The organism is Pseudomonas sp. P2S-1 (assembly GCF_057197725.1).
Genome location: NZ_CM170068.1, coordinates 5,575,681 through 5,590,477 on the forward strand (window position 1 = coordinate 5,575,681; position 14,797 = coordinate 5,590,477).

The 14,797-nt window shown below is 62.2% G+C and carries 14 protein-coding genes; 11 read left to right on the plus strand and 3 right to left on the minus strand.

Annotation, left to right across the window (positions count from 1 at the left end; all coding sequences use genetic code 11):
- The first annotated feature begins 142 nt into the window (after window positions 1-142).
- The 9 genes from hmpA to AC2CQI_RS25035 all read left to right on the plus strand — a co-directional run bounded on the left by hmpA (window position 143) and on the right by AC2CQI_RS25035 (window position 9,579).
- Window positions 143-1,324: an NO-inducible flavohemoprotein gene (gene hmpA, locus AC2CQI_RS24995; protein WP_484578210.1), complete on the plus strand. Its 1,182-nt coding sequence runs from the start codon at window positions 143-145 to the stop codon at window positions 1,322-1,324.
- A gap of 294 nt (window positions 1,325-1,618) precedes the next feature.
- Entirely contained in the window at window positions 1,619-2,125 is a 507-nt protein-coding gene (locus AC2CQI_RS25000) for a disulfide bond formation protein B (protein WP_484578211.1), read from the plus strand.
- 559 nt (window positions 2,126-2,684) lie between these two features.
- Window positions 2,685-3,641 carry a ubiquinol oxidase subunit II gene (gene cyoA / locus AC2CQI_RS25005; RefSeq protein WP_075801176.1) on the plus strand — a complete coding sequence of 319 codons (957 nt, stop codon included), beginning with the start codon at window positions 2,685-2,687 and terminating at the stop codon, window positions 3,639-3,641.
- Between the two features lie 3 nt (window positions 3,642-3,644).
- On the plus strand, window positions 3,645-5,663 hold the full coding sequence (gene cyoB, locus AC2CQI_RS25010; RefSeq protein WP_484578212.1) for a cytochrome o ubiquinol oxidase subunit I: 2,019 nt from the start codon (window positions 3,645-3,647) through the stop codon (window positions 5,661-5,663).
- 3 nt (window positions 5,664-5,666) lie between these two features.
- The gene (cyoC, locus tag AC2CQI_RS25015; protein WP_484578213.1) at window positions 5,667-6,290 is read left to right on the plus strand and encodes a cytochrome o ubiquinol oxidase subunit III; all 624 of its coding nucleotides are present in this window, start codon (window positions 5,667-5,669) and stop codon (window positions 6,288-6,290) included.
- Window positions 6,291-6,626 (plus strand): cytochrome o ubiquinol oxidase subunit IV, encoded by a 336-nt coding sequence (cyoD, locus tag AC2CQI_RS25020; protein WP_075801173.1) that lies wholly within the window; start codon window positions 6,291-6,293, stop codon window positions 6,624-6,626.
- Window positions 6,627-6,637: 11 nt separating this feature from the next.
- Window positions 6,638-7,525 carry a heme o synthase gene (gene cyoE, locus AC2CQI_RS25025; RefSeq protein ID WP_484578214.1) on the plus strand — a complete coding sequence of 296 codons (888 nt, stop codon included), beginning with the start codon at window positions 6,638-6,640 and terminating at the stop codon, window positions 7,523-7,525.
- A gap of 280 nt (window positions 7,526-7,805) precedes the next feature.
- Window positions 7,806-9,038, plus strand: a complete 1,233-nt coding sequence (gene alaC, locus AC2CQI_RS25030; RefSeq protein WP_075801171.1) for an alanine transaminase — start codon at window positions 7,806-7,808, stop codon at window positions 9,036-9,038.
- 175 nt (window positions 9,039-9,213) lie between these two features.
- Window positions 9,214-9,579: a YkgJ family cysteine cluster protein gene (locus AC2CQI_RS25035; RefSeq protein ID WP_075801170.1), complete on the plus strand. Its 366-nt coding sequence runs from the start codon at window positions 9,214-9,216 to the stop codon at window positions 9,577-9,579.
- 4 nt (window positions 9,580-9,583) lie between these two features.
- On the opposite strand, the gene AC2CQI_RS25040 is transcribed toward AC2CQI_RS25035, so the two are convergent.
- Complete coding sequence (locus tag AC2CQI_RS25040; RefSeq protein ID WP_484578215.1) at window positions 9,584-10,063, minus strand: DMT family transporter; 480 nt, start codon at window positions 10,061-10,063, stop codon at window positions 9,584-9,586.
- 95 nt (window positions 10,064-10,158) lie between these two features.
- Here AC2CQI_RS25040 and AC2CQI_RS25045 point away from each other — a divergent pair, with 95 nt between their 5' ends.
- The gene (locus AC2CQI_RS25045; RefSeq protein WP_075801169.1) at window positions 10,159-11,070 is read left to right on the plus strand and encodes a LysR family transcriptional regulator; all 912 of its coding nucleotides are present in this window, start codon (window positions 10,159-10,161) and stop codon (window positions 11,068-11,070) included.
- A 23-nt stretch (window positions 11,071-11,093) separates the two neighbouring features.
- Complete coding sequence (locus tag AC2CQI_RS25050; protein ID WP_484578216.1) at window positions 11,094-11,459, plus strand: lysozyme inhibitor LprI family protein; 366 nt, start codon at window positions 11,094-11,096, stop codon at window positions 11,457-11,459.
- A 173-nt stretch (window positions 11,460-11,632) separates the two neighbouring features.
- Here the strand turns inward: AC2CQI_RS25050 and AC2CQI_RS25055 are convergent, their stop codons facing one another.
- Together AC2CQI_RS25055 and fecA are read right to left on the minus strand one after the other, a co-directional pair.
- Window positions 11,633-12,019 (minus strand): HPF/RaiA family ribosome-associated protein, encoded by a 387-nt coding sequence (locus tag AC2CQI_RS25055; RefSeq protein ID WP_075801167.1) that lies wholly within the window; start codon window positions 12,017-12,019, stop codon window positions 11,633-11,635.
- Between the two features lie 281 nt (window positions 12,020-12,300).
- Window positions 12,301-14,625, minus strand: coding sequence for a TonB-dependent Fe(3+) dicitrate receptor FecA (fecA, locus tag AC2CQI_RS25060; protein WP_484578217.1), 2,325 nt, complete (start codon window positions 14,623-14,625; stop codon window positions 12,301-12,303).
- Between the last annotated feature and the right edge of the window lie 172 nt (window positions 14,626-14,797).

A 14,797-nucleotide genomic window follows, 5' to 3' on the forward strand; every position in this document is an offset into this window, starting at 1 on the left:
TATGACTCTAGCAGGTTTCGTGTCAATTTGACTCGTAGTGTCTTCAAGTGCCCGGTTTCATTGGGTTTAATCCTTGGCATGGATTCTGAATACACCCCTGTCAGTGTTTAACCAGAAGCCCATCAGGCTCAGGAGTCGTTTCATGTTGACCGCCGAAGACCGTGCAATCATCAAGGCCACCGTTCCGCTGCTGGAAAGCGGTGGTGAAGCCCTGACCACCCATTTCTACAAGATGATGCTCAGCGAGTACCCCGAGGTGCGTCCGCTGTTCAATCAGGCGCACCAGGCCTGCGGCGACCAGCCTCGGGCCCTGGCCAACGGCGTGCTGATGTACGCCCGGCATATCGACCAGTTGGAGCAACTGGGCGGGCTGGTCGGGCAGATCGTCAACAAGCATGTGGCCCTGCAGATTCTTCCGGAGCACTACCCGATCGTCGGCGCGTGCCTGCTGCGCGCCATCGAGGAAGTGCTCGGCAGCGAAATCGCCACCCCTGAAGTGCTCAAGGCCTGGGGCGCGGCTTATCAGCAGTTGGCGGATATCCTGATCGGTGCCGAAGAGGGTATGTATCAGCAGAAGGAAGAGGCCAAGGGCGGCTGGCGCGGTGCGCGGGCCTTCACCCTGGTGGAGCGCGTCGAAGAGAGCGCCGAGATCGTCTCCTTCTATTTCGCCCCGGTGGATGGCCAGCCGGTGCTGGTGGCCGAGCCGGGGCAGTACATCGGTCTGCAACTGGTGATCGATGGGGTCGAGCAGCGCCGCAACTATTCGCTGTCGACCCTGGGCGACGGGCGCCTGTACCGCATCAGCGTCAAGCGCGAGGCGCAGGGCAAGGTCTCCAACTACCTGCATGACCAGTTCAAGGTCGGCGACCGCATCAACCTGTTCCCGCCGGCCGGGGACTTCACCCTGGCGGCCGGCGACAAGCCGCTGGTGCTGATCAGTGGCGGCGTCGGCATCACCCCGACCCTGGCTATGCTCGACAAGGCCCTGGAAAGCGGGCGGCAGGTCCACTTCATTCATTGCGCGCGCAACGGCGGGGTGCATGCCTTCCGTGAGCATGTGGATGCCCTGGCGGCGCGTAATCCGCAGCTCAAGCGCTTCTATTGCTATGACGAGGATGACGGCGTGAGCCTGCCGGGGGATGCGCTGGGGCTGTTGAGCCAGGATCAGCTGGAGCAGTGGTTGCCGGTCGAGCGCGACCTGGATGCGTACTTCCTCGGGCCTAAAGGCTTCATGGCGGCGGTGAAGCGCCACCTGAAAGCGCTGCGGGTGCCGGAAGGGCAGAGCCGCTATGAGTTCTTCGGGCCGGCTGCTGCTCTGGAGTGATCTCAAGGGCCTCATCGCTGGCAAGCCAGCTCCCACAGGTACTGCACAAGGCTTAAGGTCTGTGTTGACCCTGTGGGAGCTGGCTTGCCAGCGATAGGGCCCTCAGCTTCAACACATTAATTCCCTGTTAATCCCCTTCCTCTTCACTCCCACCCTGCGCCCGCGTTTTTCACGCCGACTTCACTTTCTACCCCTCGTCTGCCTGTAGACTTTCCGCCGGCGCACCGTCATCTTGTGCGCCCCGCGGCTTTCGCGTGGCCGCGAGTCGATCCAATCAACGTGAAGGGAATGGCAATGAATGAGCAAACGCAGCGCCTGAATCGGGAACGGCGCTTCCTGGTCCTGCTGGGCGTGATCTGTCTGGCGCTGATCGGCGGTGCACTCTATATGCAGATCGTCCTTGGCGAGGCGCCCTGCCCGTTGTGCATCCTGCAACGCTATGCGCTGCTGCTGATCGCCCTGTTCGCCTTCATCGGCGCAGCCATGCCGGGCAAGCGCAGCGTAACGGTGTTCGAAGGCCTGGTGGTGCTCAGCGCCCTCGGCGGCGTCGCCGCTGCTGGCAACCACGCCTATATTCTTGCCAATCCGTCCGTCAGTTGCGGCATCGATACCCTGCAACCGATCGTCGACGGCCTGCCCCTGGCTTCGGTGCTGCCGCTGGTGTTCCAGGTCGACGGCTTCTGCTCCACACCATACCCACCTGTATTGGGACTTTCCCTTGCACAATGGGCACTTGTAGCCTTCGTCCTGACCGCTGTCCTGGTGCCGCTGGGCATCTGGCGCAACCGCCGCCGGGGTTAGACAAAAGTCATGTTTTGACGCAAGTCCCTTGTGCTGTGAAATTTCCCACAGTGCGCACAGGGCGATTGACTTGCGTCAACCCGCAGCCCTTGTGGGACGGGCGTTTCAGAGCTATTGCAGCGGGTGCGACAAACTGTCGCGAAGCTGGCTTTTAAGCTCGGATTATTACACTTCCTGTAAAAGACTGTTGCTCAATAAGTCATAGTCAAGGGGGGGCGACCTATCTACAATCGCCCCCAATTTCCGTTCGGCACTGCTTGCAAGTCGCAGTTTCAAAGGCCCCGCAGCCTTTCTTGCTGACTTCGACGAGCATCGCCTGCGGCGATGCCGGGCTGACTCCCCTCCGTGATTTTCCGCACCAAATGGACTTGGTCTGAAATACAGGCCTGTTGCCCACGAAGTCAGAACAATAACCACGCACCACCCAAGGTTTATGCCGAGCAGCGTCGCTCCTCAAGGTATGGCCTTATTCGCCCGTAAATGCTGACACCAGGCAGGAAGAAGTGTTGGCGACCAAAACACAAATTGCATTGAAGCAAGCTGATCTAGAGGTCGTGAGATGAGTAAAAAGCGTTACCCCAGACTGTTTGGCATTCTGCCCTTTTTAGGCATGCTTTTACTCAGTGGGTGCAACTGGACCCTGCTCGACCCGAAGGGTCAGGTCGGCATTGAGCAAAAGAACCTTATCCTGATCGCCTTCGGCCTGATGCTGCTGGTGGTCGTTCCGGTCATCTGCATGACCCTGGCGTTCGCCTGGAAGTACCGCGCTTCCAACAAGGCTGCCAAGTACACCCCGGACTGGTCGCACTCGACCAAGATCGAAGTGGCGATCTGGACCATCCCGGTCCTGATCATCATCGCCCTGGGCGTGGTCACCTACAAAACCACCCATGAGCTGGACCCGTATCGTCCGCTGGTTTCCGACGTGAAGCCGGTGCAGATCGACGTGGTCGCCCTGGACTGGAAGTGGCTGTTCATCTACCCGGAACAAGGCATTGCCACCGTCAACAAGATCGTCTTCCCGGCCAACACTCCGGTCAACTTCCGCGTGACCTCCGACGCCGTGATGAACTCGTTCTTCATCCCTGCACTGGGCGGCCAGATCTACGCGATGGCCGGCATGACCACCAAGCTGCACCTGATCGCCAACGAGAACGGCGAGTTCGACGGTATCTCGGCGAACTACAGCGGTGCCGGCTTCACCGGTATGAAGTTCAAGGCAGTCGCCACCTCCCAGGCCGATTTCGAGGCGTGGGTGAACGAAGTCAAGCAATCGCCGAAGCAGCTGGACAAGGCTGAGTACGAGGCGTTGGCCAAAGCGAGCGAAAACAACCCGGTCACGCTGTACAGCGTGGCGCCGGCCGACCAGTTCCAGACCATCGTCGACAAGTACGAAGGCATGAACCGCGGCAAGCCGGTGGTACACGAGAAGGCCGAGCACAAAGAGGCAGCGGTCACTACCGGTACCGAAGGGATGGACGTGAGTATGCATTCAGCTGCTGGGGCAGAGGAGTAAGAGATGTTCGGTAAATTAAGTCTGGACGCGGTCCCGTACCACGAGCCGATAGTCATGGTGACGCTTGCCATGATCGCGCTCGGCGGTATCGCGCTGTTCGCGGCAATCACCTATTTCAAGAAGTGGACCTACCTCTGGTCCGAGTGGCTGACCTCGGTCGACCACAAGAAAATCGGCGTGATGTACATCATCGTCGCCATGCTGATGCTGATCCGCGGCTTCGCCGACGCGATCATGATGCGTACCCAGCTCGCGGCCGCCACCGGTGGCGCCGAGGGCTACCTGCCGCCTGAACACTATGACCAGATCTTCACCGCCCACGGTGTGATCATGATCATCTTCATGGCGATGCCATTCTTCACCGGCCTGATGAACCTGGCGCTGCCGCTGCAGATCGGCGCCCGTGACGTGGCCTTCCCGTTCCTCAACTCCCTGAGCTTCTGGCTGCTGGTGTCCGGCGTTGCGCTGGTCAACATCTCCCTGGGCGTCGGCGAGTTCGCCAAGACCGGCTGGGTTGCGTACCCGCCGCTGTCGGGTATCCAGTACAGCCCTGGTGTCGGGGTTGACTACTACATCTGGGCACTCCAGCTGTCGGGTCTGGGTACAACGCTGACCGGTGTGAACTTCCTGGTGACCGTGCTGAAAATGCGCGCTCCTGGCATGAAACTGATGGACATGCCGATCTTCACCTGGACCTGCACCTGGGCGAACGTCCTGATCGTGGCTTCGTTCCCGATCCTGACCGCTGCACTGGCTCTGCTGACCGTTGACCGTTATCTGGACTTCCACATCTTCACCAACGAGCTTGGTGGGAACCCGATGATGTACGTCAACCTGTTCTGGGCCTGGGGTCACCCTGAGGTTTACATCCTGATCCTGCCGGCGTTCGGCGTGTTCTCGGAAGTTACCTCGACCTTCACCGGCAAGCGCCTGTTCGGTCACCACTCGATGATCTACGCATCGGGCGCGATCGCGGTACTGGGCTTTGCGGTATGGCTGCACCACTTCTTCACCATGGGTTCTGGCGCCAGCGTCAACACCTTCTTCGGTCTGGCAACGATGCTGATTTCGATCCCGACCGGGGTAAAACTGTTCAACTGGCTGTTCACCATCTACCAGGGCCGCCTGCGCTTCACCGCGCCAGTACTCTGGACCCTGGGCTTCATGGTCACCTTCTCCATCGGTGGCATGACCGGCGTTCTGCTGGCCGTTCCAGGTGCTGACTTCGTGCTGCACAACAGCCTGTTCGTGATCGCGCACTTCCACAACGTGATCATCGGCGGTGCGGTATTCGGCTACATCGCGGGCTTCGCCTTCTGGTTCCCGAAAGCCTTCGGCTTCACCCTGAACGAGAAGTGGGGCAAGGCTGCCTTCTGGTTCTGGATCTCCGGCTTCTACGTGGCCTTCATGCCGCTGTACGCGCTGGGCTTCATGGGCATGACCCGTCGTCTGAACCACTCGGACAACCCTGCCTGGGAACCGTACCTGTACGTAGCCGTGGTCGGCGCCGTGCTGATCCTGTTCGGTATCGCTTGCCAGCTGATCCAGCTGTACGTGTCGATCCGCGACCGCAAGGACAACATGGACGTCACCGGCGACCCATGGGGCGGCCGTACCCTGGAATGGTCGACTTCGTCGCCACCTGCGTTCTACAACTTCGCCACCATGCCTGAGAAAGTCGGCCTGGATGCCTGGCACGAAGCCAAGGAAGCGGGCGTTGCGTACAAGGTTCCGGCCAAGTACGAAGCGATCCACATGCCGAACAACACCTCTACCGGTGTGTTCATGGGCCTGTTCCTGACCATTTTCGGCTTTGCCTTCATCTGGCACATCTGGTGGCTGGTTGGCGTCAGCCTGTTCGCCACCGTTGCAGTCTTCGTTCGCCACGCCGCGCGTGACGACCAGGGCTACATGGTTCCGGCCGAGGAAGTGGCGCGCATCGAAGGTGAGCGCATGAAGAACCTGGGTCTGGCCACTGGTGCGCCTCACGGTGCACGTGTCGAATCGTTTGAGCGGGTTTAATCAATGTCCAGTCATGTAATCAACGCAGATGCTCATGGTCACGACCATGGGCATGACGATCACCACCACGACTCCAGCGAGATGACCGTCTTCGGTTTCTGGCTGTACCTGATGACCGACTGCATCCTGTTTGCGTCGATCTTCGCGACCTACGCGGTGCTGTCCGGCAACTTTGCCGGCGGCCCGTCGGGTCATGACATCTTCGAACTGAACTACGTACTGGTCGAAACCGCGCTGCTGCTGTTCTCCAGTATCACCTTCGGCTTCGCCATGCTGCAGATGTACAAGGGCAACAAGGGCGGCGTGCTGGGCTGGCTGGCCGTCACCTGGCTGCTGGGTGCCGGCTTCATCGGCATGGAAGTCAACGAGTTCCACCTGCTGATCAGCGAAGGCTTCGGTCCTAGCCGCAGCGGCTTCCTGTCCGGCTTCTTCGCCCTGGTCGGTACCCACGGTCTGCACGTGACCGCAGGTCTGATCTGGATGGCGATCATGATGTACCAGATCAACAAGGACGGTATCACCACCACCCACAAGACCCGCATGAGCTGCCTGAGCCTGTTCTGGCACTTCCTGGACGTGGTCTGGATCTGCGTGTTCACCGTCGTGTACCTGATGGGGGTTCTGTAAATGGCTAACGCAAACAACCACGGCCACGACGAAGCCAACCACGGCAGCGTCAAGTCGTATGCCATCGGCTTCATCCTGTCGGTGATCCTGACCGTCATTCCTTTCGCCCTGGTCATGAACCCGACCCTGCCGAAAGACATGACCCTGCTGATCATCGTTGCCTTCGCAGTGATCCAGATCGTGGTGCACCTGTACTACTTCCTGCACCTGGACAGCTCGAAAGCGGCACGCTCCAGCGTGACGTCGTTCCTGTTCACTGCATTGGTAATTGCACTGCTGGTCGGTCTGTCGCTGTGGATCATGTTCAGCATCCACACCAGCATGATGGCGAAGTGAGGTAACACGGCATGTCCCTGAAACACTTTATCCAGATCACCAAACCGGGAATCATCTTCGGTAACGTGTTGTCCGTGGCGGGCGGTTTCTTCCTCGCCGCGGCAGGGCATGTCGATTTCTTGCTGTTCCTCGCCACGGTGATCGGTACTTCGCTGGTGGTGGCATCCGGTTGTGTCTTCAACAACTGGATCGACCGCGACATCGACATCAAGATGGAGCGCACCAAGAACCGCGCGATGGTGCAAGGCGCGATCTCGTCGCCGGTAGCCCTGGCCTACGCCACCCTGCTCGGGGTGACCGGCCTGGGCCTGCTGTTCTTCAAGGCCAACGCTTTGGCGGCCTTGTTCGGCCTGATCGGCTTCATCATCTACGTTGGTTTCTACAGCCTGTACCTGAAGCGCAAATCGGTGCACGGCACCCTGGTAGGCAGCCTGTCCGGTGCCATGCCTCCGGTGATCGGCTACTGCGCCGTGAGCGGCACCTTCGACCTGGCTGCGCTGACCCTGCTGGTGATGTTCAGCCTGTGGCAGATGCCGCACTCGTATGCGATCGCGATCTTCCGCTTCAACGACTATCGCGCCGCGTCGATTCCGGTCCTGCCGGTCGCCCGTGGCGTGGCCGCGGCGAAGAAGCAGATCATCTGGTACATCGTTGCCTTCCTGGTCGCGACCCTGATGCTCACCGCTGGCGGCTACGCCGGCCTGAGCTACCTGGCCGTCGCGGCGGTCATGGGCCTGTACTGGCTGTACATGGCCTGGAACGGCAACAAGGTGGCTGATGATCGCCTCTGGGCGCGCAAGGTGTTCGCCTTCTCCATCCTCACCATCACCGCCCTGAGCGTGATGATGTCGGTGGATACCCGTTCGCCTGCCGAAGTGCTGATGACCTACGTGCAATAAGCACCGACGGTTAACGAAAACGCCCCGGGGCCGAGAGGTCCCGGGGCGTTTTCGTTTGTCTTGAGGGCCCTATCGCTGGCAAGCCAGCTCCCACAGGGACCGCATGCGCCGCGGACCCTGTGGGAGCTGGCTTGCCAGCGATAGGGCCAGTGAGAGCGGCACAAGGCTCATGAAATAACGCTTTACAAGGATCCATGCCGGGCCCTATCTTTCTGCCTCGGCCACAGGAGTGGCCAGCGTCGCTCGGACGGTTCCGGGCGCTTACGTCTTCGAGGAAATCATGGCCGAACAAGGTTCGCCGCGCCGCTTTGCGCGCATCGATCGTCTCCCCCCCTACGTCTTCAACATCACCGCCGAACTCAAGATGGCCGCGCGCCGTCGTGGCGAGGACATCATCGACCTGAGCATGGGCAACCCCGACGGGGCCACGCCGCCGCACATCGTCGAGAAGCTGGTGCAGGTCGCCCAGCGTGAAGACACCCACGGCTATTCCACTTCCCGAGGCATCCCCCGCCTGCGCCGCGCGATTTCGCGCTGGTACGAGGAACGCTACAAGGTCGAGATCGACCCCGAGAGCGAAGCCATCGTCACCATCGGCTCCAAGGAAGGCCTGGCACACCTGATGCTGGCCACCCTGGACCACGGCGACACGGTGCTGGTGCCCAACCCCAGCTACCCGATCCACATCTACGGTGCCGTGATCGCCGGCGCCCAGGTGCGTTCGGTGCCGCTGGTCCCGGGCGTGGACTTCTTCGCCGAGCTGGAGCGGGCTATCCGCGAATCCATTCCGAAACCGAAGATGATGATCCTCGGCTTCCCCTCGAACCCTACGTCGCAGTGCGTGGAGCTGGACTTCTTCGAGCGGGTGGTGGAACTGGCCAAGCAGTATGGCGTGCTGGTGATTCACGACCTGGCCTACGCCGACATCGTCTACGACGGCTGGAAAGCCCCGTCGATCATGCAGGTGCCAGGCGCCAAGGACATCGCGGTGGAGTTCTTCACCCTGTCCAAGAGCTACAACATGGCCGGCTGGCGGATCGGCTTCATGGTCGGCAACCCGGAGCTGGTCAGCGCCCTGGCGCGGATCAAGAGCTACCACGACTACGGCACCTTCACTCCGCTGCAGGTCGCGGCCATCGCGGCGCTCGAAGGCGACCAGCAGTGCGTGCGCGACATCGCCGAGCAGTACCGCCAGCGCCGCAACGTGCTGGTCAAGGGCCTGCACGAGATCGGCTGGATGGTCGAGAACCCCAAGGCGTCGATGTACGTCTGGGCCAAGATCCCCGAGCAGTACCAGCACCTCGGCTCCCTGGAGTTCTCCAAGAAGCTGCTGGCCGAGGCCAAGGTCTGCGTGTCGCCGGGTATCGGTTTCGGTGACTACGGCGACGATCATGTGCGTTTCGCCCTGATCGAGAACCAGGATCGCATCCGCCAGGCCGTGCGTGGCATCCGCCAGATGTTCCGGGCCGACGGCATCGAGCCGCCGAAGACGGCCAGGCCGGCCAAGGTCTGAGGCCCTCCTGAAAAGGCCCGAAGCCCCGTCATACGGGCGCTTCGGGCCTTTTGCATTCCGTCGGTCGGGCGCCGGAATTTCTTTTCGTCACCCCCTTCTCAACGGCGTTGCAACGCATAGAATTGGCGACGGGATTCTCCCCATAACAATTCTTCCCCCCCCGTCTCCCGACATCATGTCCGATACCCATCCTTGCTTGAGTTGTGGCGCCTGCTGCGCGCATTTCCGTGTGTCCTTCTTCTGGGGCGAGTGCACCTCGGCCGGCGGCTGCGTGCCGGACGACCTGGTGGTGCAGATCACCCCCAGCCGGGTCGCGATGATCGGTACCGACGCCAAGCCGGCGCGGTGCATTTCCCTGTCCGGCGAAGTGGGCAAGGCGGTGGCCTGCACCATGTACGAACAGCGCTCCAGCCCCTGCCGGGAGTTCGATGCCTCCTGGGAGCATGGCGAGCACAACCCGCGCTGTGACGACGCCCGGGCGGCCCATGGGCTGCCGCCGTTGCAGCCGTTCGATTTCGATATGGGTTCGACGGCGGCCTGAGTCGCTACTGGCTGGAGCGGGTGCCCCACTGCACCACCAGCATGCCCACCACGATCAGCCCGACCCCCAGCAGTCGGGCCAGGTTCACCGGGCGTTCCGGCAGGCCCATCAGGCCCCACTGGTCGATGGCCAGCGATGACAGCACCTGGCCGGCGATCACGCAGACGATAAAGCCCGCCGCCCCCAGCTTCGGCGTGAGGATCAGCGCCGCGGTGATGTAGACCACCCCCGCCACACCCCCGAACCATGCCCACCACGGCGCCTGGGCCAGTGCGCCGAGTTGCGGCAGCGGTGCGCGCATCAGCCATAGCGCCGGCAGCACCATAAGTACGCTGACCGACAGTGAAATCAGCGCGGCCCACAACGGATGGCCGAGCAATCGACCGAGTGCAGCGTTGCTCCCGGCCTGGAACGGCACGGCAGCGCCTGCGACCAGGGCGACCAGCGGCAGCAGTACGACGGCAGGGGCGAAGTTGAGATTCATGGCGGACTCCTTGATACGCACGATGGGCATAAGGCAGTCTTGGTTATCCACAGGCTGGATGGAAATTCGAAATCTGCACAGGGACTATTCGTAAGATGGATGATCTACGGCGTATCGACCTCAATCTGTTGCTCACCCTGCATGCCCTGCTGGCCGAGCAGCATGTGTCCCGCGCCGCCCTGCGCCTGCATCGCAGCCAGCCGGCGGTGAGCCATGCCCTGGCGCAGTTGCGCGAGATCTTTGCCGATCCGTTGCTGGTGAGGCGGGGAGGGCGTTTGCAGCCCACCGCCCGTGCCCTGGAACTGGCCCAGCCACTGCGCGAGGCATTGCAGCAACTCGATGCCCTGCTCAGCAGCCCGGGTTTCGATCCGCTAAAAGCGCGGCGCAGTTTTCGCCTGGCGATGTCGGACTATGGCGCGCGGGTCGTCCTGCCACGACTGGTTCGTGCCCTGCGCATCGAGGCGCCGGAGGTGGATCTGGTGGTGACCCAGGGCAGTCGCGAAGCCATGCTCAGCCAGCTGTTCGATGGCGAGATTGACCTGGCGCTCGGCGTCTTTCCCACCCTGGTCGCGCCCTTGCGCGCGGAGAATCTGTTCGAGGAAAGCTTCGCCTGCCTCGCCGACCGTGGCACCCTGCCGGCCCGGGGCGGTTTGAGCTTGCCGGAGTGGCTGGCCCGTCCCCATGTGCTGGTGGCGATGCGCCCCGGGACCGACAACGAGATCGACCTGGCCCTGGCGGCGCTGGGCGAGCAGCGGCGGGTTGCACTGTCGATGCCGCACTGGATCGCGGCGACCGAGGTGCTGGCAGGGACCGACCTGATCTTGACCGTGGCCCGGCGCAATCTGTTGCGACCGCCTCGTGGGCTACGCTGTTTCGCACCGCCGCTGCCGATCCGCGCTTTTGGCTTCCAGCAGGCCTGGCATGAGCGCCGCGAAGGGGATGCCGCTCACCGCTGGCTGCGCGGACAAGTGATGCGCGCCTGCCTGCTGGACCCCGTTGAATCCTGAATCACACCACATGGAGTTTGCCGATGAACCTTCGAATCCTCGCCCTGGCTTTGCTCGCGGCCAGCCCGCTGGCCCAGGCCGACAGCTACAGCCAGTGCATGAAGGGCGCCATGACCACGGCGTCGATGCGCGAATGCTCCGGTGCCGAGCTCAAGCGCCAGGATGACCTGTTGAACAAGCACTACAAGGCGGCCATGGGCAGCCTCGGGGAAGAGCAGAAGGGCAAGCTGCGCGATGCCCAGCGCAAGTGGGTGGCGTACCGGGATGCCAATTGCGGGATGTACTACACGATGACGGGCGGGACTATTGACCAGCTCAACGGGATTGGCTGTGAGGTGGATATGACCAAACAGCGGGCCGGGGAGCTGGAGAATTTGCCGAAGTATTGAGGGTGTTCTTCAGGCCCTCATCGCTGGCAAGCCAGCTCCCACAGGTTCAGCGGTGCACGCGATACCTGTGGGAGCTGGCTTGCCAGCGATGAGGCCCGAAAGAGCAAAGAAAAAGCCCCTGACCACAAGGCCAGGGGCTTTCTCATTTACCGTCTCGCATTGCTGTTTTACGTTCAGCCCAGACGCTCGAGGAATTCCTCTTGCAGCAGCGCGTCATTGGCGCTGATCTCTTGCTGGGTGACGGCGCGTTTGCTGCGCAGTTTGCCGTAGAAGTGCTCCAGGGCGTTATTCAGTTTCAGTGCGGCACCCTCGACGGCCTGCTCCAGGCTGGCGGCCTTGTGGGTAACGGAAATTGGGTGATGGCCTTTTGGGCGTGCCTCCATCTGGCAGCGTTTGTCGTGGGGACCGGCCTTGTCGCCGTTCTCGTCCCTCAAGTGGACTTCGACCCGGGTGACGCCGTCGTCGAAGCGTTCGAGCGTGCTTTCAACCGTGCTGCGTACCCACTGCTCCAGACGGATGTTGCCTTGAATATGGTTGTCGCTATTGACCTGGATTTGCATGATTCCAATCCTTATTCAGCTAGCTCACAAGAGACACCGGAGGCTGGGTTGCCTGGGAATTCGTTGTCTCTTGCTTACAACTTCGGGCAGATCGGAACAGATTTCAACCCCCTAAAAAATAAAAATATTTCGTTTCAAGTGGGTTGGAAAATAGGGTTAGGATCAGGGAGATAAGTTGCCTGGACCGGCCTCATCGCTGGCAAGCCAGCTCCCACAAGGTCCCCACAAAACTTCAGCCTTGTGCGCTGTACCTGTGGGAGCTGGCTTGCCAGCGATGATCTTCAGAACGCCACGGAAGTCTGCAGGTACACCGTCCGCGGTTCCCCCACATACTTGCCCTTGTTGTTGTCATCGAACGACCGGGTGAAGTACTCGCGATTGAACAGGTTCTTCACCCCCACCGCCACGTTCAGGTCCGACAATTGCGGCCCGAAGTCATACGCTGCGCGGGTGCTGAACAGCATGTACCCCGGGATCCGCCCGTTGGCGCCATCGGCCGTTTCCTGCGAGGTGTTGGCGTTGTCGGCGAACTGGTCGCTCTGGTAGGTGCTGTCCAGGTTCAGCTTCCACGGCCCCTCGGTGTAACCCACGCCCAGGGTGCCCTTGTGCCGCGACGAGAACGGCACGCGGTTGCCCTTGTTCGCCCCGTCCTCGCGGATGGTCGCGTCGACGAAGGCGTAGCTGGCATACACATCGAAACCGGCCAGCGCCGGGGCGACGTCATCGAGGGCATATTTCACGCTGGTCTCGAAGCCCTGATGGCGGGTTTCACCGCGGGCGATGACGCTGTCGTTGGTCTGGTTGCTTTCGTACTGGTTGTCGAAGTTGATGAGGAACAGGCCGGCTTCTGCCTGCAAGTTGCCGTTATCGTAGCGGGTGCCGATTTCCCAGGTGCGCGCCTTTTCCGGCTTCACTTCACCCAGGTCGACGCGGTTCGGCATCTGGCTGTACTGCACGCTGCCGAACGAGCCTTCGGTATTGGCGTAGAGGTTCCAGCTCTCGCTCAGGTGGTACATCACGTTGAGCGCTGGCAGGGCGGTGTTGTAGCTGCCCTGGTAGTCCTTGCCGGTGAGATTGTTGTTCTGCCGCGAGTCGATCATCTCGTAGCGTATGCCCGGGGTGATGGTCCACTGGCCGATGTCGATGCGGTCATCCAGGTACAGCGCGTGGGCTTCGGTGGCGCCACGGGTGTCGCGGTCGTTGCGGCTGCCGGTGGTGGGCAGGCGGTTGGCGCTGACCGCTTCCATGAAGCGCAGCTCGTGCCCGGCCTCGTTGACGTAGCGGTAGCCCAGGCCGACTTCGTGATGGCTGTCACCGAGGGCGAAGCCCTGGGTGAAGCGGGTCTCGATACCGCGCACCCAGTACTCGCGCGGCGACAGCGAGATCGAGCTGCCCTGGCGCAGGTAGCCGCTGCGCAGGGTCTTGGTGAAGAAGCTGTTGACGCTGAACTGGCGCTCGCCTTCCTTGTAGTCGTAGCCGGCGTTGAACATCGTCCGGCGGCCCCAGAACTCGTCCACCAGGCGGGTCGACTGGTACGGGTCAGCATCGTAGTCGGCCACGCTCAGGCCGCCGGGCATCTGCGCTTCGCCGTCGTAGTACTGGGCCATGGCATGCAGGCTGTTGGCTTCGTCGAGCTGGAATTTGCCCTTGAGGATCAGGTCGTCGATGCGCGTATCGCTGTGCTCGCGCCAGTCGCCGCCACGGGTGCCGGAGTACAGGATGGCGCCGCCCAGGCCGTTGTCGGCAGTGCCGCCGGCGAGCAGGTTGGCGTTGCTCTTGAAGCCGTCGTGGCTGGACGACGGGCTGGTCTGGGTCTGCAGGCCGGCCTTGACGGTCGGCTCGTCGGGGATGGCGCGGGTCACGAAGTTGACGATACCGCCGACGTTCTGCGGCCCGTAGCGCACCGCGCCGCCACCGCGCACCACGTCCACCGCATCCATGTTGCCCATGCTGATTGGCGCGAAGGACAGTTGTGGCTGGCCGTAAGGCGCGAAGGGCACCGGGATGCCGTCCATCAGCACCGTGGAGCGGGAGGCCAGGCGCGGGTTGAGGCCGCGGATGCCGAAGTTCAGCGCCAGGTCGTGGCTGCCGGTGCCGTTGTTCTCCGGCGCGTTGACGCCGGGGATGCGGTTGAGCACTTCCCGGGCGCTGCTGGCGCCGGTGCGTTCGAATTCCTCGCGGCGGATCACGTCCCGGGCGCCGGGGTGTTCGAAGACGTTGTCCTGTTGTGCATCGCCGAGCCAGTCGCCCACCACGTTGGACACGCCCAGTTCCAGCGGGGCGTTGGCGGCGGGGCTTACGGGTTGCAGGCTGAAGGCGTTGTCGCCTTCGGCGCGGGCTTGCAGGCCGGTGCCTTCGAGCAGTGCGGCAAGGCCCTGGGCCGGGGTGAAGTCACCGCTCAGGCCGCGGCTCTGTACGCCCTGGGTGACTTCCGAACCGAAGGAGATCAGCACGCCACTTTCCCGGCCGAACTGGTTCAGGGCGCTCTCCAGGGACATGGGCGCGATGTGGTAGCTGCGCGCCGGGGTGTCGGCGGCCTGGGCCTGGGTGACGCCGGCGAAGGTCAGGAGCAGGGCGAGGGCAAGCGGGCTGGGGCGAAAGGGCATTGCACAGGATCCTTGAGAAGGGCAGGGCGGAAGGGTTCTGTCTTCTCTGTCACGCGAGGTGGGGAAAACGGCTCACCGGGTTTGAAAATAATTTTTGTGGGGTTCTATCGGGCCCTATCGCTGGCAAGCCAGCTCCCACAGGGTTCAGCAGCGCCGCGGACACTGTGGGAGC